Here is a 19836-nt window from a genome sequence, read left to right as displayed (position 1 = left end):
CCTATGCGTGCTGCGGTTCGGCCCGCCGCAGCGCCCGGTGGACGCCCTCCGGGGTCAGTACGCCGACCAGCGCGCCGGAGGCCGGGTCCGTGACGCCGATCCGGCCCGAGTCCTCCTGGAGCAGGGCGGCGAGGGCCTCGCGCAGCGACGCGCCCAGCTCCACCGCCGCGGCGGGCGCGGAGCCTTCCTCGGCAGGCGTCAGGTCGGCCTTCTCCACCACCGTGACCGCGAGCCGCTTCAGGCCCCGGTCGGCGCCGACGAAGGAGGCCACGTAGTCGGTGGCCGGCGCGCCGAGCACCGCCGCCGGGCGGGCGAACTGCTCGATGGTGCCCTGTCCGTAGACGGCGATGCGGTCGCCGAGCCGGATGGCCTCCTCCAGGTCGTGCGTGACGAGCAGGATCGTCTTGCGCACCGTGCGCTGGAGGGCCAGGAACTCGTTCTGCAGGCGCTCGCGCACCACCGGGTCCACCGCTCCGAACGGCTCGTCCATCAGCAGCACCGGCGGATCGGCGGCCAGTGCGCGGGCCACTCCCACGCGCTGCCGCTGCCCGCCCGACAGCTGGTCCGGGTAGCGGCCCCCGTAGACGGCCGGATCCAGGCCCACCAGTTCGAGCAGTTCGGCGGCCCGGGCGCGGGCGGCGGCCTTGGGGGTGCCGATGAGCCGGGACACGGTCGCCGTGTTCTCGAGCACCGTCTTGTGGGGGAACAGCCCCACCTGCTGGATGACGTAGCCGATGCGGCGGCGCAGCCGGACCGGATCGGTGGCGGCGATGTCCTCGCCGTCGAGCAGGATCCGCCCCGAGGTGGGCTCGATCAGCCGGTTGACCATCTTCATCGTGGTCGTCTTGCCGCAGCCGGACGGGCCGACGAGGGTGACCAGTTCGCCCTCCGCCACCTCGAAGGACAGGTCCTCGACGGCTGTCGTCCCGTCGGGGTAGCGCTTGGTCACGTGCTCGAATCGGATCACATCGTCATCCTTCCCTACCGGGCCCACCGGTTTGTGAAGGGCGTGTTGCCCATGTGCGAAGGATTCCGGCCATGGACACCGCCGGGGGTTAGGGTCGGTCCCAACGTACGTTCGATGACCGGGGGTGAGGGGGATGGCGGGCCGGGGCTGCCTGGTGGCGAACGACTGGTTCTGCTGGGAGTACGTCTCCTCCCGCTCCCAGGAGCTCACCGACGCCACCCTCGAACACGTCTGGATCACGGGCGTGTCGGTCCTCATCGGGCTCGCCGTGTCCCTCCCGCTCGCCCTGCTGGCCCGCCGCGGCCGCCGCTGGGCGGCGCCCGTGCTCGGCCTGACCACCCTGCTCTACACGGTCCCCTCGCTCGCCATGTTCTCCCTGCTGCTCCCGCTCTTCGGGCTGTCGGCGGCGCTCGTGGTGACCGGGCTGGTGCTGTACTCGCTGACCATCCTGGTCCGGGGCGCGCTGGCCGGCCTGGAATCCGTGCCCGAGGAGGTGCGGGAGGCCGCGCGGGGCATGGGGTACGGCCCGGGGCGGCTGCTGTGGCAGGTCGAACTGCCGCTCGCGCTGCCCGCACTGTTCGCCGGGCTGCGCATCGCGACGGTGTCGACCGTGGCCCTGACCACCGTCGGCTCCATCGTCGGCAAGGGCGGCCTCGGCAACCTCATCGCCCCGGCCGTGAACAGCTCCTTCAAGGCCCAGGTGCTCACCGCCTCCCTGCTGTGCGTGCTGCTCGCGCTCGTGGCCGACCTGCTGCTGCTCGGCGTACAGCGGCTGCTCACGCCGTGGACCCGGGCCGGCCGCCGGCCCGCCGGCAAGGAGGCCTGAGGTGCTGGGTGTGGCGGGGGACGCCTGGAGCTGGCTGGCGGACGGCGCCAACTGGTCCGGGGAGAGCGGCGTCTGGAACCGGCTCGCCGAGCACGCCTACGTCAGCGGCGTCGCCCTCGGCATCGCCTGCGTGCTGGCGCTGCCCGTCGGGCTGTGGCTCGGCCACCTCGGCAAGGGCGGCGCCCTCGCCGTGAACCTGTCGAACATCGGGCGCGCCGTGCCCGTCTTCGCGGTGCTGGCCCTGTTCATGGTCTCGCCGCTGCGCAACGCGGGCTACCTGCCGACGATCGCGGCGCTCGTCCTCTTCACCGTGCCGCCGCTGCTCACCCATGCGTACGTCGGCATCCGCGAAGTGGACCGCTCGGTCGTGGAGGCCGCCCGGGGGATGGGCATGTCCGGCGCCCAGCTCTTCTTCCGCGTGGAACTGCCCCTCGCCCGGCGGCTGGTGATGACCGGACTGCGCTCGGGAGCGGTGCAGGTCGTCGCCACGGCCACGATCGCCGCGATGGTCGGCCAGGGCGGCCTCGGCCGGATCATCACGGCCGGCTTCAACACCTACAACACCGCACAGGTCGTCGCGGGCGCACTGCTGGTGGCCGCGCTCGCCCTGCTGGTGGAGGGGGCCCTGGTGGCCGCGGAGCGGCTGCTGCCGCGCACCGGCCCGCGCTGATCCCCGTACGGACCCCGGATCCGGCACCCCGTGCCCCGCACCCCGCCCCCGTACAGACCCACGACTCTTTCCCACGCCTCGAACGGAGTTCCCCATGAGCAAGACCACACGCGTCCTCGGCGCGTCCCTGGGCACCCTCGCGCTGGCGGTGTCGCTGGCCGCGTGCGGCGGCGAAAGCCTGGAGAAGAGCAAGGACGGCGGCGCCTCCGCCGCCGACCCCGCAGCGGGCGCCGGCAAGGGCAGCCTGGTGATCGGCGCCGCCGGCTTCACCGAGTCCAACGTGCTGGCCGAGCTGTACGCGCAGGTCCTCAAGGACGCCGGCTACAGCGCCTCCACCAAGACGGTCAACAACCGCGAGCTGTACGAGCCGTCGCTGGAAAAGGGCGAGATCGACGTCGTCCCGGAGTACGCGGCCACGCTCGCCGAGTTCCTCAACGCCAAGGTGAACGGGCCGAAGGCGCCGGAGGAGAAGCCCGTCGCGTCGAGCGACGTGGCGGCGACCGTGGCGGGCCTGGAGAAGCTCGCGGGCCCGCTCGGCCTGAAGGCCCTGCCGGCGGGCTCGGCGGTCGACCAGAACGCCTTCGCGGTGACCAGGGAATTCGCCGAGAAGAACAACCTGAAGACCCTTTCCGATCTCGGGAAGTCCGGCCTGAAGGTGAAGATCGCGGCGGGCGACGAATGCGCCGTCCGGCCCTTCTGCGCTCCCGGGTTGACGAAGACATACGGAATTCAGGTTTCCGGTATCGACCCGAAGGGAGTCGGCACCCCGCAGGCCAAGCAGGCCGTCAAGGACGGCGCGGACCAGCTGGTGCTCACCACGACCACCGACGCCACGCTCGACGCCTTCGGCCTGGTCCTGCTGGAGGACGACAAGAAGCTCCAGAACGCCGACAACGTGCTGCCGGTGGTGAACGCCAAGGACGCCGGGGCCCCCGAGGTCGCGGCCGCGCTCGACAAGCTGACCAAGGTCCTCACGACGGCCGACCTCGTCGACCTGAACCGCAAGGTCGACGCCGAGCGCGCCAAGCCCGCGGACGTCGCGAAGGCCTATCTGCAGTCCAAGGGCCTCGTGAAGTAGCGGAACCGGCAACAGTCGCACGGTTTGCGGCGGAAATGACGGGTAACCGCCTGGGAACAGTTTTCCGGGCGGGTACTCCAATCGAGGGCCATGCCCTGTAAATTTCAGGCCATGCCCCGTGGACGCCACCGCAATCCCGAACCCCTGCACCGGCTGCTCACGCCGACGTCCGTCGCCGGCGTGTCCGTCACCAGCGCCGGCGTCGCCTGGCTGCTCGCGGAACCGCTGGCGCTCAGGCTCCTCGTGGCGCTCACGGCGGGCGCCGGGGTCGCCGGTGCCGTCGTCATGCGGGCCTGGGACCGCGCGGCGGGCCGCCGCGTCGCGGAGCTGGCGCGCGAGCGCGTCAAGGACGAGTGGAAGACGGAAGAGCGGATAGCCGAGCTCGAGTCCGACCTCGAAGAGGCCCGGGTGCTGCGCGCCAGGCTCGAGACCAAGCTGCGCGCCAAGCGGGTCGAACTCGCGGGGCTGCGCGGCGAGCACGCCGCGCTGCTGCGCCGGTACGCGACCGCCGAGACCGAGCGCGCCAGCGCCCTGGAGGGCCGTCGGCTGCTCGCGATGGAGGCCGCCGAGTCGGCCCCGGCGTCCGCGCCGAAGGAACTGCCGCCGGTCACCGAGGAGCGCACCTCGGCGGGCGCGCCCACCGCGGTCGGCTACGCCCGGGCCCACGCGGCCATGCTCGCGCTGGCCCGCAAGAAGCCGCCGGCCCCGGAGCCGGACCCGGAGCCCGGGCCGAAGAAGCAGGTCCGCGCGGAGCTGCCCCCGGCCGAGACCCACTCCCGCCCGGCCGCCCTGCCCGCCCGCCGCCCGGCGGCGCCCGTGGCCCCGTACGCCTCCCGGCAGCGCCCGGCCTCCCGGGTCGAGGGCGGCTTCGACTTCTTCGGCACCAAGAACGCGGCGCAGGCCCGCGCGGCCATCGAGGCGGTCCAGAACGAGGACCTGGCGGACGTGGTCGGCGCCGAGGCCCTCGCGGTCCACGAGGCGGAGGCCGTGCAGCCGGCGCAGCCCGCCGCCGGGACGGCCGCCGGCCAGACCCCTGCCGACCAGACCCCCGCCGCGGGCCAGGTCATCGACCTGACGGCCCACGACGAGACGGAGCCGATCGACGTGGCCCGCCTCCGCACCGCCATCTCCTAGGACCTACCGGCCCCGGCCCACCGAGTCGAACCAGCGGGACACCTGGGGGGCCGAGCGCATCGCCGTCGCGAAGTGGTCGGCGTCCGGGCCCTGGTCGACGATCTTCGCCCGGACCCCGTGGCGCGCCAGGTCGGCGGCGCAGGCCCGGCTGTTCGCGATCGGCACGTCGGTGTCGGCGGCGCCCGTGTAGAGGCGTACGGGCACGGCCGGCTTCCAGTCGCACGCGCCGTCGTTCGCCTCGAGGACCGTGCGCAGTTCCCCGCGCGGGGCGCGGACGTTCTCGTACCACTCCGGGGTCAGCAGCTCCTGCGGCGTCGCGGGCAGCGCGCCGACGATGTCCTCCTCCCGGTGGTTCCCGTCGAACAGACTTTCCACAGCCTGTGCATAAGGTGCGCGGAAGGCCTCGGCCGGGTCCTTGTAGAGCGGGTGCAGCCGGTTCTGCGCGGTGAGGAAGTACGAGAGGTAGAAGACGGCGCTGCGCGGTGCGACCCGGCCGTCGGTGATGCCGGGGATCTCGGAGCCGCTCAGGTCGTAGGGCCCGGCCATCGGGGCCAGCGCCCGCAGCCGGAAACCGCTGCCCGGGCGGGAGAGCCCGCGGCCCAGGGCCATCGCCACCTGGCCGCCCTGTGAGAAGCCGGTGGCGTACACGTCCCGGGTGATGGTGCGGCCCAGCCGGTCCCCGGCGGTGCGGGCCGCCCGCAGCATGTCCAGGGACGCGGTGACGGAGGACGCGGTGTCCACGTAGGGGTGCGGGCCGGGCCCGCCGCCGAGGCCCAGGTAGTCGGGGGCCGCGACGGCCCGGCCGGCGGAGGCGTGCAGGTACGGGGTGAGCCGGTTGTAGCCGGCCCCGCCCGACGGGGCGTCGTCCCGGTGGGCGGTGGTGCCGTGGGTGTCGGAGACCAGGTCGAGGCGGCGCGGGCCGCCCTGGGGCAGAACGAGGAGCCCGGTGGCGGTGGTGGGGCGGCCCTGCGGGTCCACGGTGGCGTAGGTCAGCCGGTACGCGGTGATCCCGTGGCGGACGGTGCCCGCGTCCATGCCGAGGTCGGAGAGGTATGCGGCGACGCCCGCGCGGTCCAGGGTCCCGGCCGGGGTGACGGAGAGCAGGGAGCCGCGCTGTGCGGCGCCCTGGGACGCGACCGTGGGTACGGCCAGCGCGGCGGGGGCGGCGATCCCGCCGAGTACGGCCGCGAGGGCCACGGCGGCGGCCCCGCGCCGCAGCCACTGCTTCGGTATCCGTGTGTTCGTCATGCCCGGAACGCTACGGACGGCGGGTGCGCGCCGACATACGGGCCGCACCCGGTGGTCGAGGGGGGCGAACCCGAGGGCGGAGGGTCAGGGGAACGCCAGGACGATGCCCACGGCCGCGGCCTCCAGTACCAGCTGGACGCGGAGGGCGATCCGCCCCGCCCGCACCGTCGCGGTCCCCACGAGGACGGCCGCCGACACCGCGGCGCCGAGCAGCGCCAGGAAGACCCCGCCCGGGAAGGGTGCGCAGCCGATGTCGTTCACGAAGCAGCGGCCGCCCCTGTCGGTGGCCAGCAGCAGGAACTTCGCGATGAACAGCACGGGCAGGAGCGCGAGGAGCGCGAGCACGGCCCGCTCACGGAGGGTGGTGCCCGCCTCGGACGGCGGCGGGGGTACGGCGGCGGGCTGGTTCCACGACATGCCCCCATCCTGTGCCGTGCCCGCCTCCCGGGGACCCGCGCGGATACTCAGCCCGCGCGGGCGCGCGTACTCAGAACAGCGGCAGTTGCCCCGGGTGTTCGGACAGCACGAAGCCGTCGAGAACCGGCGCCGAGGCGCCCAGCACCACCCGGGCGCGCGATCCCGGGCAGGACACCATGTCGCCGCGGCCCCGCCCGGCCGGGGGGTCGTGGCGGGCGATCCGGCCGGCGGTCACGGCGCAGTCGCGGCCGCAGGAGGGGCAGGCCCGGCGGGGAGAGTGGGACATGGACCCCAGTCTGCCCTGCCCCACCGACACCGACCGCGCCGCACCCCGCTTCGGCCGCGCCCGCGGACGGCCGTCAGTCCTGTCGGGTGGCCAGCCACTCCTCGTGGGCCTGCTGCACCCGGGCCCACAGCTCCTCGCGGTCGGCCCCGGGCAGGTCGCCGAGGTCCAGGCCGAAGACGCCCGTCAGCGCGTCGAACAGCTCCTCGGGGCTGCCCAGTTCCCGCTCGACGGGCCCCTTCTCCGGGTCGATCCGGCTCAGCACCCGTCCCCTCAGCAGGTCGATGCCCGTGGCGTCGCGGCGCAGCGCGGCGAAGGTCCGTACGAAGGGGGAGTCCGGGGCTGTCGACAGCCGCAGGTGTTCGGCTCCGAAGTCGGCCATCGTCGCGGGCGCGGACAGGAAGGTCATGACGGGGAAGGGGCCACCGGGGTTGTGGTAGGTCCAGCCCGGCTCCGGCCCGTCGAGCGGCTCCATGCGGTAGGCGAACCCGCCCTGCTCGTACGTGCCCTCGCGCAGCGGCAGCGGTTCGTGCGGGCCGTCGCCCAGCCCGGCGTCGACGAAGTAGGCCTCGCCGTCGACGCGTACGGTCAGCGCGAGGTGGTTCCCGTTCGCCGCCCGCGCGGCAGGGTCCTCGTCCACCCCGCCGACGTGCAGGGTGACGTCGTAGCCGAGGGACTCCAGCAGGGCGGCGAAACCGCCGTTGAGGTGGAAGCAGTAGCCGCCTCGCCCGGCGCCGAACCGGCGGGCCGACAGCTCGGGGTCGATGCCGGGCGGCCGGCCCAGCTGGATGTCGATGTTCTCGTACGCGACGCGCTCGAGGTGGGCGCGCTGGAGGGCGAACAGCCCCTCCACGGACGGCGCGTGCTGGCCGGTGATGCCGAGTCGCCGAAGGTAGCCGGCGAAGGTGCCATTGGTCATCGGCCCAGCCTAGGCGCCCAACACCCCTTAAAGTCCGCTTATATGTCTACTTTTGCTTGCTGAGAGGCGAGCCACACCGCGTGCGCCCGGTCGACCCGGGGCGCGTGCATGCCGAAGGCTGAGGAAGCTCCAGCCCGGGCCCTCCCCCTCCAGGGGGTCTTGTCGTCGTAGGCGACCCGCTCCAGGTGCGCGCCGATTTCCCCTGTTTCAGGGCTACTTGTCGATGTCGCCGACGACGAAGAACAGGGAGCCGAGGATCGACACCATGTCCGCGACGAGCTGCCCGGGCAGCAGCACCGACAGGGCCTGGATGTTGTTGTAGGAGGCGCTGCGCAGCTTCAGCCGGTACGGGGTCTTCTCGCCCTTCGAGACCAGGTAGTAGCCGTTGATCCCGAGGGGGTTCTCGGTCCAGGCGTACGTCTCGCCCTCGGGCGCCTTCAGCACCTTCGGCAGGCGCTGGTTGATCGGGCCGGGCGGCAGCTCGGCCATCCGGTCCAGGCAGGCCACGGCCAGGTCGAGGGCGTTGTGGGTCTGGTCGAGCAGCACCTCGAAACGGGCCAGGCAGTCGCCCTCGGTGCGGGTGACCACCTTCAGGACGTCCTGGAGCTCGCCGTAGGCCAGGTACGGCTCGTCGCGGCGCAGGTCGAAGTCGACGCCGGAGGCGCGGGCGATCGGGCCGGAGACCCCGTACGCGTGCACCGCCTCCCGGGACAGGACGCCGACGCCGCGCGTGCGGCCGCGGAAGATCTCGTTGCCGTGGACCAGCTTGTCGTAGACGTCCATGCGGGTGCGGACGTCGGCGATGGCCTCGCGGGCGCGGCCCAGCCAGCCGGCCGGGAGGTCCTCCTTGAGGCCGCCGACGCGGTTGAACATGTAGTGCATGCGGCCGCCGGAGATCTCCTCCATGACGGCCTGGAGCTCCTCGCGCTCGCGGAACGCGTGGAAGATCGGGGTGATCCCGCCCAGCTCGAGGGGGTAGGAGCCGAGGAACATCAGGTGGTTCAGCACCCGGTTCAGCTCGGCCAGCAGCGTGCGCATCCACACCGCGCGCTCGGGGACCTCCATGCCCAGCATCCGCTCGACGGCCATGACCACGCCGAGCTCGTTGGAGAACGCGGACAGCCAGTCGTGGCGGTTCGCGAGCATCACGATCTGCCGGTAGTCGCGGGCCTCGAAGAGCTTCTCGGCGCCGCGGTGCATGTAGCCGACGACGGGGTCGGCGCTGACGATCCGCTCCCCGTCCAGGACGAGGCGCAGGCGCAGCACACCGTGCGTGGAAGGGTGCTGGGGCCCGATGTTGAGCACCATGTCGGTGCTTTCCGCCGCGCCGCCGATACCGACCGTGGTCTCCGTCATGCGGGCATTGTCTCAGCCCTAGGGTGTGGGCATGGATACGGGGACAGTGGGTGAGACGGCGTCGCCCGGGTGGGTGGGACTGCCGGGTGGGCTGCTCGTACTGCGGCGGGTGCTGCTGGCGGTCTGGACGGTGCTCTTCGCCGTGGCGACGGGTGTCCTGCTGGGCCTGCTCGCGGGCCCGGCATGGGCGGGCCTCGCGCTGGTGTGGGTGGCCGCCGCGGTCTGGGGGTGGGTGCTGCTGGGCCGGAACTGGCGGTCCTGGCGGTACGCGGAGCGCGCGGACGACCTGCTGATCAGCCGGGGGGTGCTGTGGCGGGAGGAGACCGTGGTCCCGTACGGGCGGATGCAGCTGGTCGAGGTGACCTCGGGCCCGCTGGAGCGGCGCTTCGGGCTGGCCTCGGTACAGCTGCACACGGCGGCCGCGGCCACCGACGCCAAGATCCCGGGCCTGGCCCCGGCCGAGGCGGAACGGCTGCGGGACCGCCTGACGGAGCTCGGCGAGGCAAGGTCGGCGGGCCTGTGACCTCCGGCCCGGCGAACGAGCCCCCACAGCCCCCCGCCCCCACCGCCGGGCCCGCCGCAGGCAGGCGGCTGCACCCGTTCACCCCGCTGCGGCGGGCCTGGGTGCCGATCGCGGCGACCGTCGGCGTGATAGCCCAGCAGGGCGAGCGCGCACAGGAGTGGATCGGTGAGCTGTCCGCCCTGCTCCGGGTGACGGGCGTGCTCGGCCTGGTCCTGGTCTTCGGTGTGTACGGGCTGCTGAGCTGGTGGTTCACCCACTACGCCATCACCGACACCGAGCTGCGCATCCGCAGCGGGCTGCTCTTCCGCCGCACCGCGCACATCCGGCTCGACCGGATCCAGGCGGTCGACGTCACCCGGCCGCTGCTCGCCCGGCTGACCGGCGTCGCCTCCCTGCGGCTCGACGTGATCGGCACCGAGGACAAGGACGAGCTGGCCTTCCTCGGGGAGAAGGAGGCCGTCGCCCTGCGCGCCGAACTCCTCGCCCGGGCCGCCGGCTTCGCCCCCGAGGAGGCGGTTCGGCTCGGAGAGGCCCCCGAGCGGGAGCTGCTGCGGGTCCGGCCGCGCGAGCTCGTGCTCTCCCTCGTCCTGAGCCTCGGCTTCTCGGCGACGCTGGTCGGCGGGCTCACCGCGCTGGTGCTCGTGTTCACGTTCAGCCCCAGCCCCTGGGCGTCCCTCGTCGTCCTGCTCCCGATGGCCGGCGCGGTCTGGCAGGGCAGCGCGGGCCGGTTCCTCACCGACTACGACTGGACGGTCGCCGAATCCCCGGACGGGCTGCGCCTGGACCACGGACTGCTGGACCGGGCCCACGAGACGGTCCCGCCCGGGCGCGTCCAGAGCGTACGGATCGTCGAGCCGCTGCTGTGGCGGCGGCGCGGCTGGGTCCGCGTGGAGCTGGCCGTGGCCGGCTCGAAGAACGGGCTGCTGGTACCCGTGGCCCCGCGGGACGCCGCCCACGCCGTGATCGCGCGCATCCTGCCGGGGGTGGACCTGGCGGAGCTCTCCTTCGACGGCTCGCCGCGGGCGGCCGCCCGCTGGGTCGTGCCGGTGTGGTGGAAGGGGTACGCCCTGGCCGTCTCCCCGGACGTGTTCGCCGCCCGGCACGGCCGACTGTGCCGGCGTACGGACATCGTCCCGCACGCCAAGGTGCAGAGCGTCCGGCTGACCCAGGGCCCCTGGGAACGCGCCCGCGGCCTCGCCGACGTCCACGTGGACACCGGCGCGAACGGCACGGTCACGGCCCGGCTGCGCGCGGCGGACGAGGCCGCCGGGCTGCTGGCCGCCCAGGCCGCCCGCGCCCGGACCTCCCGCGCCTCGGCCCGCCCGGACCGCTGGATGACGTAAGGCGGCCGGGGCCGGACGGGGGGTTGCGCGTGGCACAGGAGGTAACTCTCCGATGATCACACGGACTCATCGGTGACTTCGGGTAGCGAACGGGGCGACGGATCCTCGACCCGATCCGGCGACCCGCAACCCAGAGGGAATGCACACCCATGAACCCGTACCTCCGCATCGCCGCCCCCGCCCTGACCGCGTTCGCCCTGTCGATGGCGCTCGCAGCCCCCGCGTCCGCGTCCCCGTCCTACGTGATCCGCAACGGCAGCACCGTGCTCTTCTCCGCCCTCGCGGGGGAGGTCAACAACGTCACGTTCGACACCGCGCCCGGCTACCTCCTCGTCACGGATTCGGCGAGCACGCTCACCGCCGGCCCCGGCTGCCAGCAGGTGACGACCCACTCCGTGCGCTGCGGCACCGGTGTGACCCGGATCCAGGCGTCCCTCGGCGACCGGGACGACCGGGCCGAGAACAAGAGCTCGATCCCGAGCGACATCGACGGCGGAGAGGGCCAGGACACGATCATCGGCGGCGACGGCAACGACCGGCTCACCGACCGCGACGGCTGGAACTCCGCGCCGTCGGCCACCACCTTCAGCGGAAGGGGCGGCAACGACACCATCGTCAGCCGCAACGGCGGCTACGACCGGGTCGAATGCGGCACCGGCTTCGACATCCTGGTGGCCGACAGCGCCTCGCTCGACGTCGTCGTGGGCGGCTGCGAGTTCATCACGCGCTGACCCGCCCGTCCTCCCCGCCCGGCGCCCGGACGGCCCGGGCGGGGAGACCCGTACAGGAGCCCTACGCGGCGCCGCCGCCGCCCGCGCGGACCAGGCCCGTCTCGTACGCAAGGACCACCACCTGCACGCGGTCGCGCAGGTTCAGCTTCGTCAGGATCCGGCCCACGTGCGTCTTCACCGTGGCCTCCGACAGGACGAGACGGCCCGCGATCTCACCGTTCGACAGCCCCTGCGCCACCAGCAGCATGACCTCGCGCTCGCGCTCCGTCAGCCGCTCGACCTCCTTGTTCTGCGGCTCCTGCGTGGTCGTCGGCAGCATCGGCGCGAACCGGTCCAGCAGCCGTCGCGTCGTGGACGGGGCGACCACCGCGTCCCCGCTGTGCACCGAGCGGATCGCCGCGAGCAGCTCGGCCGGCGGGACGTCCTTCAGCATGAAGCCGCTCGCCCCGGCCTTCAGCCCCGAGAAGGCGTACTCGTCCAGGTCGAAGGTGGTCAGGATGATGACCTTCGGGTGCTCCTCCGGCTCGCAGATCCGCCGCGTCGCCTCGACCCCGTCGAGCCTGGGCATGCGGACGTCCATCAGCACCACGTCCACCTTCGTGGCCCGCAGCACCTCCAGGGCCTCCAGGCCGTCGCCCGCCTCGGCGACGACCTCCATGTCCGGCTGTGCGGCCAGCACCATCCGGAAACCGGTGCGCAGCAGCACCTGGTCGTCTACCAGCATCACGCGGATGGACATCGGTTACCTCGTCCTCGTCATTGCTTCTTCAGTGGGAGCAGTGCGCTGATCCGGAAGCCTCCGCCCGGCCGCGGCCCCGCGTCCAGGGTTCCGCCGACCATACCGATCCGTTCGCGCATGCCGATCAGCCCGTGCCCGGCGCCGTCGGCGCCGCCGTCCTCGTACAACTCGTGCGCCGCGCCGCGCCCGTCGTCCTCGACGAGCAGGCCGAGCCCGTCGTCGAAGTAGACCAGCCGCACGCTCGCCTTCGCGTCCGGGCCGCCGTGCTTGCGCGTGTTCGTCAGCGCCTCCTGCACGATCCGGTACGCCGTCAGTTCCACGCCGCTCGGCAGCCGCCGCGGTGCGCCCTCGACCTCGAAGTCCACCGCGAGCCCGGCCGCCCGCACCTGCTCGACCAGGACCTCGATCTGCTCGACGTCCGGCTGCGGCACGTAGTCCTCGGACTCCTGCGGCTCGCCCGTGCGCAGGACGCCCAGCAGCCGGCGCATCTCGGCCAGTGCCTGGCGGCCCGTCCCGGAGATCGTCTGGAGGGCCTCCTTGGCCTGCTCGGGGGCGACGTCCATGACGTACGCCGCTCCGTCGGCCTGGACCACCATCACCGAGACGTTGTGCGCGACCACGTCGTGCAGCTCGCGGGCGATCCGGGCGCGCTCGGCGGCCACCGCCACCTTCGACTGGGCCTCGCGCTCCTTCTCCAGCCGCTGGTTGCGCTCGATGAGCTGGGCGTAATAGGCCCGGCGGGTGCGCAGGGAGTCGCCCAGCACCCAGGCGAGAACGAAGGGGACGATCATGAAGACGGCGAAGAGGACGTTGTCGACGTCGTTCGCCCCCTTGTCCACCCCGAACCGCACGAAGTAGAGCGGGGCCGCCGCCACGCCCCAGCCCAGGGCGGTGCGGGAGACCCACCGGGGGACGTCGCTCGCGGCGACCGTGAAGAGGATGACGAACATGGCGAGGTCCCAGAGCCCCGCGGTGACGCCCAGGACCAGCTGGTAGACCCCGGCGCCCAGGGCGAGCCAGAACATCGCCTGCGTCCACTTGCGGCGCAGTGCCACGACGGTGCTCAGTGCGAGCACCGCGGGGACGGTCGCGAACTTCATGGGTGAGCTCACGGAGCCGTCGACCGCCACGTCCAGCATCGAGGCCCCGAAGAGGAGGACAGCCCAGAAGCTGTCGACGCCCGTCGGGTGTCTGCGGAGGAAGTCGTAGAGGCGCTGCACGTAACCCAGAGTAGGGAACGGCGACAGGTGCTGGAGTCAACCAGAGGTGCGAACCTCGCGAGGGGGGCGTACTCCCCAAGGTGGACGGTGAACTTAACCTTTTCCCGATGAGCACTCAGCCTGAAGTCGAGGATCCGGTCCGGTGGCGGACCGCGATGGAGACCGCGCTGTACGGCCCCGGGGGCTTCTACGTGCGTCCCGGCGGGCCGGGTCCGGCCGGCCACTTCCGCACCTCCGTGCACGCCTCGGGGCTGTACGCGGGGGCCGTGGCCCGGCTGCTGCTGCGGGTGGACGCGCAGCTCGGGCACCCGCGGGAGCTGGACCTCGTCGACATGGCGGCCGGCCGGGGCGAGCTGGTGGCCGGGGTCCTCGCCGCGCTGCCCGCCGGGGTGGCCGCCCGGGTGCGGCCGTACGCGGTGGAGCGCGCGGAGCGGCCGGCCGGGCTCGACCCGCGGATCCGGTGGGTGGCGCGGCCGCCCGAGCGGACGGCGGGCCTCCTCTTCGCCAACGAGTGGCTGGACAACGTCCCGCTGGAGATCGCCGAGGACGGGCGCTACGTCCTGGTCGCGGGCGACGGTACGGAGTCCCCGGGCGGCCCCCTCGACGCCGCCGACCGGGCCTGGCTGGAGCGCTGGTGGCCCGGCGCGGAGCGGACCGGCCGGGCGGAGATCGGGCGGGCCCGCGACGAGGCCTGGGCGGCCGCCGCGGCCACCGTGGAGCGGGGCCTGGCGGTGGCGGTGGACTACGCCCACACCCGGGAGGCGAGGCCCCCGTACGGGACCCTGACGGGCTTTCGTGCGGGCCGGGAGGTCCGGCCCGTCCCGGACGGCAGCTGCGACGTCACCGCCCACGTGGCCCTGGACTCCTGCGCGGGCCCCGGCGCGGTACTGCTGACCCAGCGCGAGGCGCTGACCGACCTCGGCGTCTCGGGAGCCCGCCCCCCGCTGGCCCTGGCCTCCACGGATCCGGCCGGCTACGTCCGTGCCCTGGCCTCCGCGGGCGAGGCCGCGGAACTGACCGCCCGCGGCGGGCTGGGCGACTTCGGCTGGCTGGTCCAGCCGGCGGGCGGCGTCGAGCCGTGGCCCGGGGCATGACATGAGGGAGGGCCGGCATCCCTGGCGGGATGCCGGCCCCTCGTTCACTGCTCTGTCAGCCGCTCCTACTCGACGACGTCGTCGTGGCCCGCGTGCAGGCCGCCGCCGCTGCCCGTGCCGGTGCTCGGCACGGAGACGACCGGCTTCGACAGGGGCGCCAGGTCGAAGGCGTAGTGGCCGACCGCGTTCGCGATGACGTCGACGTTGATGTCGAGCGCCTTCTGGTCGATGTTCGCGAGGGTGTCACCCTTGGCGTGGTAGTTCTCGTCGTAGGCGACGCCCGCCTTGCCGCCGAACTTGGCGGCCTGCTCGGCCGTCATGATGCCCTCGGCGCCCGTGAACGTACCGCCGGACGGGATGCCCACCGCGATGAAGGGGCCGTAGTCCGAGCGCCCGGAGAAGTCCGTGCCCTCGTGGGGGATGTTGTTGGAGTCGAGGAAGTCGGTGATCCCCTTCTCCAGCTGGGCGGAGCCCTCCGGGCCGGGGCCCGCGCCGGTCTTGTCCGAGTCGTCGCCGTCGTAGACGAAGTACGCGGAGTTCGGCGAGGCGATCATGTCGAAGTTCAGGTAGAGCTTGATCTGCTTCTTCTGCGCCTCCGTCAGCCCGTCGACGTACGCCTCCGAGCCGAGCAGGCCGAACTCCTCCGCCGACCACCAGGCGAACTTGACCTTGTTCTTGATCTTGTTCTGGCTGCTCGCGAGGCGCTGTGCGACCTGGAGGATGCCGGCCGAGCCGGAACCGTTGTCGTTGATGCCCGGGCCGGCCGCGACCGAGTCGAGGTGCGCGCCGAGGAAGACGGTGTTGTCCGCGTCGCCGCCCTGGGTCTCCGCGATGACGTTGTACGTCTTGCGGTTCTCGCGCAGCTGCCGGATGTCGAGGGTGACCTCGACCGGCCCGGCCGCGACCTCGGCGGCGAGCTTCTGGCCCTCGGCCTGGGTGATGCCGCCGGTCGGGACCTTGCCCACGTTCGGGTCGCCGAGGGTGCCGTTCAGGGCGCCCTCGGTGTTGTTGTATATGACCGCGCCGACCGCGCCCGCCGCCGCCGCGTTGGCCTGCTTCGCCGCGAAGGTGCAGCCGCCGCGCTTGATCAGGGCGATCTTGCCGGTGAAGGCGCCGGCGGCGAAGTCGCCCGGCTCGCAGCCGTTCGTCCCGTCCGCGTCGACCGGGGCGGCGGCGACCTGGGCGGTCACACCGCCCGCCGGGGTGCTCGTGGTGTACGTCATCAGGTGGATCGGGACGTCGTGCGCATTCGCGCCGTTCACCGTGAGCTTCTCGGCGATGGCCTCGACGTACACGAAGTCGAACTCGTTCTTCGTGACCTTGTACCCGGCCGCCTTCATCACGGCTTCGATGTACTTCGCGGACTGCTCGTGGCCCTTGGAACCGGCCACCCGGGTCCCGTTGTTGTAGTCGGCGATCGACTGGAGCACCTTCAGGTGGTTGTAGGCACCTTTGCCCGTCGAGTCCTTCACCAGTTTCCTGGCCAGTGCGTCACCCCTGGCGGCATCGCTCGCGGGGCTCGTGGCACCGGCCGGACCGGCGAGCACCAGCGGGGAGACGAGGGCCGCAGCGGCCAGGGCGGCGGTTGCTGCGGCTATACGGCGTGAGGGCATGCAGGGTCCTTCCACGGCATAAGTGCGAGCAGGGAGGAGCGGTGGACGCACGTTAAGCAGCAACGGGTCACTCTCGCCAGAGTTTTCACTGATTCCGGTTTATGAATTCCGTATATCGGCGACCGGTCCCGCTTCGAGTCCTGATGGGAGCCCTAGCGGAGGATCCCCTCGATGAAGTCCGTACCGATGCGCGCCACGGCTGCCAGATCCAACTGATGCTGGGCGTACCGGCCTTGACGGCGCGTATGCAGCAGACCCGCCTTTTTCAGGACGGAAAGGTGCCGCGACACCTCCGGCGCGGTGATGCCGCACACGGCCGCCAACTCGCTGGTCGTGTACGGGGCCCGCGCCAGGCTCCGGCACAGTCTCCTGCGCATCGGATGGGCCAGAGCCTCCATCCGCCGCTCGAGCAGCTCCACCGAGCCCGGAGCGGAGACCGGTCCGGGGGTGCCGAGCGGGTAGTGGACCACCGGACGCCAGCCCGGTGCGTGCAGCACGAGCAGGTGCGGCCAGCCGAAGTTGGTCGGTACGAAGACCAGCCCGGGGCCTATTCGCCGATCGGTGGCGGTGGCCGAACCGTTGACCATCTTGTCGGCGGTGATGGTGGTGAGGCCCTCGTCCACGCTCAGCGCCGACGAGACCTCCTTCAGCGCGGCCGGCAGCCCCTTGTGGCGCAGCACCTCGGTCTTGCGCCGGGCGTCCGCGCTCTGGCCGGGCTCGACCCGACGCCAGGTCTCGGCGAAGAAGGCCTCGTCGCAGTCCTCCAGGAGCCGTCGCACCCACACCCGCACCCCGGCCGGGTCGTCCAGCAGGCGCAGCGAGAAGTCCAGCGGGCGGGGGCCGCGGGCGGCGGCCGTCTCCAGGGCCCTGGCCCGGGCCCGGGAGTCCGTGAGCGGGGAGGGCAGGCCCTCGTCGTACAGCGCGAGCCAGCAGTGCTCCAGGGCGGCCATCACGAACCGCTCGTCGTCGAGCCGGTCGAGTACGTCGAGCTCCTCGGCCAGGGTCGCGGCGGGCAGCCCGGTCCCGCCGGGGACGCCGGCGAACGGCATGAAGACGTCCGAGAAGGAACTGCGCCACATGAAGTCCGCCTCCAGCAGCCGGTCCGCGAGGCCCGGATCGAGCGCGGCGGTGGTGGCGGTGGTCCAGGAGGCGAGGGCGGGGTGATGGGCGGGCTGGGAGAGCGCGTGCAGCGCCATGCAGAGCTCTGCGAGGGGCGAGGGCGAGAAGGAGATCCGCTCCGCGGGGAGGCCTGCGATGTCGATGGTGACGCTCATCGGCCCATTCTCCCCGGCGGCCCGGCGGTGCTGCCGCAGCGCGGCGGGTCCGGCCGGGTGGTTCGCCCGCGCCGCCGCTGCGGGGGCTCCGCCCCCGGACCCCGCGCCTCAAACGCCGGCGAGGCCGGGTTTGCCCGCCGGAGGGGCTGGATGTTCCAGCCCCTCCGGCGTTCGAGGAGCGGGGGTCCGGGGCGGAGCCCCGGTTCGGGAAGGGGCGGGGTGGGGGAGAGGCCCCGCGCAGCGGCCACGCCGACGACGCCCCGATTGACGACGGGCGTCAATCGTCGTGCGGGTCGGCCCCGGCAGGCGCAGGGTGGAGGGATGACCGCCATCGAGCAGTACCTCATCGACACCTACCGGGCGTCACAGCACGGTGACCCCCCGCCGCCCCCGCCCGGCCGCGACGACGTCGCCGTCGTCCGCGCCGCCCGCACGTACGAGCAGTTCCAGGCCGTCCTGGACGGCCGCCCGGCAGGGCACCCCTGGCGGGCGGCGGTCCGCAGACTCCTCACCCGGCCGCGGCCGACGAGCTGAGCCCGGACCGCGGCCGGCAGCCAGGCCCGGGCCCCGTCCGAGCCCCGCAGCGGCCCGGCGGCCCGGCCCCGCGGGGGCGCCGGCTCAGGCGAAGCTCGGCGCGTTGCGTTCGTACACCAGGCGGAGACCGATCAGCGTCAGCCACGGCTCGTGGTCGTCGATCACCGAGGACTCCCCGAGGACGATCGGCGCCAGACCGCCCGTGGCGATCACCCGCACGTCGTCCGGGTTGCCCGACGGCCCGGCCAGTTCCCTGGCCATCCGGGTCACGATCCCGTCGACCTGCCCCGCGAAGCCGTAGACCACGCCCGACTGCATCGCCTCGACCGTGGACTTGCCGACCACGTTCCGCGGCCGGGCCAGTTCGATCTTGCGGAGCTGTGCGCCGCGGACGCCGAGCGCCTCCATCGAGATCTCGATGCCGGGGGAGATCACCCCGCCCACGTACTCGCCCTTCGCGGACACCGCGTCGAACGTGGTCGCCGTACCGAGGTCGACCACGATCGCCGGGCCCCCGTAGAGCTCGACGACCGCGACCGCGTTCACGATGCGGTCCGCGCCGACCTCCTTCGGGTTGTCCATCAGGATCGGCACGCCCGTCTTCGTGCCGGGCTCCACGATCACCGCGGGCACGTCGCCGTAGTAGCGGCGGGTCACTTCGCGGAGCTCGTGCAGGACCGCCGGCACCGTCGAGCAGATCGCGATGCCGTGGATCCCGTCGCCCAGCTCGCTGCCGAGCATCGGGTGCATGCCCATCAGGCCCTGCATCAGCACGGCCATCTCGTCGGCCGTGCGCCGCGGGTCGGTCGAGATGCGCCAGTGCTCGACGATCTCGTCACCGTCGAACAGGCCCAGGACCGTGTGGGTGTTGCCTACGTCGATGGTGAGGAGCACCGGTTACACCGCCGCGCGCAGGTCGAGGCCGATGTCCAGGATCGGCGAGGAGTGGGTCAGCCCGCCGACCGCCAGGTAGTCCACGCCGGTCTCGGCGTACGCCCGGGCGGTGTCCAGCGTCAGGCGGCCCGAGGACTCCAGCACCGCGCGGCCCGCGACCAGGGCCACGGCCTCGGCGGTCTGGTCCACCGTGAAGTTGTCCAGCAGGATCAGGTCCGCGCCCGCCTCCAGGACCTCGCCGATCTGCTCCAGGTTGTCGACCTCGACCTCGATCGGGACCTCCGGGAAGGCCTCCCGCACTGCCTTGAAGGCCTGGGCGACGCCGCCGGCGGCCACCACGTGGTTGTCCTTCACCAGCGCCGCGTCCGACAGCGACATGCGGTGGTTGACGCCGCCGCCGCAGCGCACCGCGTACTTCTCCAGGGCGCGCAGCCCGGGGGTGGTCTTGCGGGTGTCGCGGACCTTCGCCGACGTGCCGTCGAGGACGTCCGCCCAGCGGCGGGTGGCGGTCGCGATGCCCGAGAGGCGGCACAGGATGTTCAGCGCGCTGCGCTCCGCCGTCAGCAGGTCGCGGGTGCGGGAGCGGACGGACAGCAGCAGCTGCCCGGCCTCGACGGAGTCGCCGTCCTCCGCGTGCCGCTCCACCTCGAAGGCCTCCGTGCAGACCACGGAGAACACGGCCTCGGCGATGCGCAGCCCCGCCACGACGCCGTTCTCGCGGGCGACGAAGTCGGCGACGGCCTCGGCGTCCTCGGGGACGGTGGCCACGGTGGTCACGTCGACGCCGCCGTCGAGGTCCTCGGAGAGCGCCATGTGGGCGATGTCCTCGACCTCGATGGGGTCGAGGCCCGCGTCCACCAGCAGCTGGGCCAGCGCCGGGTCCAGGCCGGTCTCCTCGCCGTCGCCGCAGGCGCAGTCGTCGCCGCAGCCGCCGTCGTTCTGGTCGATCAGGGGAAGTTCGGGGGTGCTCACG

At 73.0% G+C, this 19836-nt stretch carries 21 protein-coding genes; 9 read left to right on the top strand and 12 right to left on the bottom strand.

Annotated features, from left to right (window positions below; translation table 11 throughout):
- Position 1: 1 nt before the first annotated feature.
- Positions 2 to 967, bottom strand: a complete 966-nt coding sequence (locus tag ACIGFK_RS10750) for an ABC transporter ATP-binding protein (protein WP_376660447.1) — start codon at positions 965 to 967, stop codon at positions 2 to 4.
- Positions 968 to 1100: 133 nt separating this feature from the next.
- On the opposite strand from ACIGFK_RS10750, the gene ACIGFK_RS10745 reads away from it, so the two are divergent.
- The 4 genes from ACIGFK_RS10745 (at position 1101) to ACIGFK_RS10730 (ending at position 4675) form a co-directional block, all read left to right on the top strand.
- Entirely contained in the window at positions 1101 to 1793 is a 693-nt protein-coding gene (locus ACIGFK_RS10745) for an ABC transporter permease (RefSeq protein WP_400051262.1), read from the top strand.
- Between the two features lie 4 nt (positions 1794 to 1797).
- A complete protein-coding gene (locus ACIGFK_RS10740; RefSeq protein WP_376660462.1) occupies positions 1798 to 2463 on the top strand; it encodes an ABC transporter permease in 666 nt (221 codons plus the stop codon).
- A gap of 94 nt (positions 2464 to 2557) precedes the next feature.
- Complete coding sequence (locus ACIGFK_RS10735; protein ID WP_376660449.1) at positions 2558 to 3541, top strand: ABC transporter substrate-binding protein; 984 nt, start codon at positions 2558 to 2560, stop codon at positions 3539 to 3541.
- A gap of 111 nt (positions 3542 to 3652) precedes the next feature.
- Entirely contained in the window at positions 3653 to 4675 is a 1023-nt protein-coding gene (locus tag ACIGFK_RS10730) for a hypothetical protein (RefSeq protein ID WP_376660450.1), read from the top strand.
- A 3-nt stretch (positions 4676 to 4678) separates the two neighbouring features.
- Here the strand turns inward: ACIGFK_RS10730 and ACIGFK_RS10725 are convergent, their stop codons facing one another.
- The 5 genes from ACIGFK_RS10725 to ACIGFK_RS10705 all read right to left on the bottom strand — a co-directional run bounded on the left by ACIGFK_RS10725 (position 4679) and on the right by ACIGFK_RS10705 (position 8898).
- Positions 4679 to 5923 carry an alpha/beta hydrolase gene (locus ACIGFK_RS10725; protein WP_386464379.1) on the bottom strand — a complete coding sequence of 415 codons (1245 nt, stop codon included), beginning with the start codon at positions 5921 to 5923 and terminating at the stop codon, positions 4679 to 4681.
- 84 nt (positions 5924 to 6007) lie between these two features.
- Positions 6008 to 6340 carry a hypothetical protein gene (locus tag ACIGFK_RS10720; RefSeq protein WP_376660452.1) on the bottom strand — a complete coding sequence of 111 codons (333 nt, stop codon included), beginning with the start codon at positions 6338 to 6340 and terminating at the stop codon, positions 6008 to 6010.
- Positions 6341 to 6410: 70 nt separating this feature from the next.
- Positions 6411 to 6626: a hypothetical protein gene (locus ACIGFK_RS10715; RefSeq protein WP_376660453.1), complete on the bottom strand. Its 216-nt coding sequence runs from the start codon at positions 6624 to 6626 to the stop codon at positions 6411 to 6413.
- 73 nt (positions 6627 to 6699) lie between these two features.
- On the bottom strand, positions 6700 to 7542 hold the full coding sequence (locus tag ACIGFK_RS10710) for an arylamine N-acetyltransferase (RefSeq protein WP_376660454.1): 843 nt from the start codon (positions 7540 to 7542) through the stop codon (positions 6700 to 6702).
- Between the two features lie 213 nt (positions 7543 to 7755).
- Positions 7756 to 8898: an NADH-quinone oxidoreductase subunit D gene (locus tag ACIGFK_RS10705; RefSeq protein ID WP_376660455.1), complete on the bottom strand. Its 1143-nt coding sequence runs from the start codon at positions 8896 to 8898 to the stop codon at positions 7756 to 7758.
- A 31-nt stretch (positions 8899 to 8929) separates the two neighbouring features.
- Between ACIGFK_RS10705 and ACIGFK_RS10700 the strand changes: the two genes are divergently transcribed.
- From ACIGFK_RS10700 to ACIGFK_RS10690, 3 genes are all read left to right on the top strand, one after another.
- Positions 8930 to 9421: a PH domain-containing protein gene (locus ACIGFK_RS10700; RefSeq protein WP_376660456.1), complete on the top strand. Its 492-nt coding sequence runs from the start codon at positions 8930 to 8932 to the stop codon at positions 9419 to 9421.
- The gene (locus ACIGFK_RS10695; RefSeq protein WP_400051258.1) at positions 9418 to 10764 is read left to right on the top strand and encodes a PH domain-containing protein; all 1347 of its coding nucleotides are present in this window, start codon (positions 9418 to 9420) and stop codon (positions 10762 to 10764) included. The genes ACIGFK_RS10700 and ACIGFK_RS10695 overlap by 4 nt, the downstream gene beginning before the upstream one ends.
- A 149-nt stretch (positions 10765 to 10913) precedes the next feature.
- Positions 10914 to 11495 (top strand): hypothetical protein, encoded by a 582-nt coding sequence (locus tag ACIGFK_RS10690; RefSeq protein WP_376660458.1) that lies wholly within the window; start codon positions 10914 to 10916, stop codon positions 11493 to 11495.
- Between the two features lie 61 nt (positions 11496 to 11556).
- Here the strand turns inward: ACIGFK_RS10690 and ACIGFK_RS10685 are convergent, their stop codons facing one another.
- Together ACIGFK_RS10685 and ACIGFK_RS10680 are read right to left on the bottom strand one after the other, a co-directional pair.
- Complete coding sequence (locus tag ACIGFK_RS10685) at positions 11557 to 12234, bottom strand: response regulator (protein WP_376660459.1); 678 nt, start codon at positions 12232 to 12234, stop codon at positions 11557 to 11559.
- A gap of 17 nt (positions 12235 to 12251) precedes the next feature.
- Entirely contained in the window at positions 12252 to 13454 is a 1203-nt protein-coding gene (locus ACIGFK_RS10680; RefSeq protein ID WP_400051255.1) for a sensor histidine kinase, read from the bottom strand.
- A gap of 107 nt (positions 13455 to 13561) precedes the next feature.
- Here ACIGFK_RS10680 and ACIGFK_RS10675 point away from each other — a divergent pair, with 107 nt between their 5' ends.
- Positions 13562 to 14548, top strand: a complete 987-nt coding sequence (locus ACIGFK_RS10675) for an SAM-dependent methyltransferase (protein ID WP_376660461.1) — start codon at positions 13562 to 13564, stop codon at positions 14546 to 14548.
- Positions 14549 to 14613: 65 nt separating this feature from the next.
- Here ACIGFK_RS10675 and ACIGFK_RS10670 read toward each other — a convergent pair whose 3' ends face one another.
- Both ACIGFK_RS10670 and ACIGFK_RS10665 read right to left on the bottom strand, forming a co-directional pair.
- A complete protein-coding gene (locus tag ACIGFK_RS10670; RefSeq protein ID WP_376662409.1) occupies positions 14614 to 16161 on the bottom strand; it encodes a M28 family metallopeptidase in 1548 nt (515 codons plus the stop codon).
- A 152-nt stretch (positions 16162 to 16313) separates the two neighbouring features.
- The gene (locus ACIGFK_RS10665; protein ID WP_400051252.1) at positions 16314 to 17435 is read right to left on the bottom strand and encodes a DUF5937 family protein; all 1122 of its coding nucleotides are present in this window, start codon (positions 17433 to 17435) and stop codon (positions 16314 to 16316) included.
- Positions 17436 to 17756: 321 nt separating this feature from the next.
- On the opposite strand from ACIGFK_RS10665, the gene ACIGFK_RS10660 reads away from it, so the two are divergent.
- A complete protein-coding gene (locus tag ACIGFK_RS10660; RefSeq protein WP_376661084.1) occupies positions 17757 to 17969 on the top strand; it encodes a hypothetical protein in 213 nt (70 codons plus the stop codon).
- A gap of 84 nt (positions 17970 to 18053) precedes the next feature.
- Here ACIGFK_RS10660 and ACIGFK_RS10655 read toward each other — a convergent pair whose 3' ends face one another.
- Positions 18054 to 18863: a type III pantothenate kinase gene (locus ACIGFK_RS10655; protein WP_376661085.1), complete on the bottom strand. Its 810-nt coding sequence runs from the start codon at positions 18861 to 18863 to the stop codon at positions 18054 to 18056.
- 3 nt (positions 18864 to 18866) lie between these two features.
- Complete coding sequence (gene nadC / locus ACIGFK_RS10650; RefSeq protein ID WP_386464364.1) at positions 18867 to 19835, bottom strand: carboxylating nicotinate-nucleotide diphosphorylase; 969 nt, start codon at positions 19833 to 19835, stop codon at positions 18867 to 18869.
- Position 19836: the final 1 nt, after the last annotated feature.

The sequence above is a fragment of the Streptomyces sp. NPDC085524 genome, from assembly GCF_044541755.1.
GTDB lineage: Bacteria > Actinomycetota > Actinomycetes > Streptomycetales > Streptomycetaceae > Streptomyces.
Note: the sequence above shows the minus strand (reverse complement) of the source record. Positions and strands in the feature narration are given on the sequence as shown.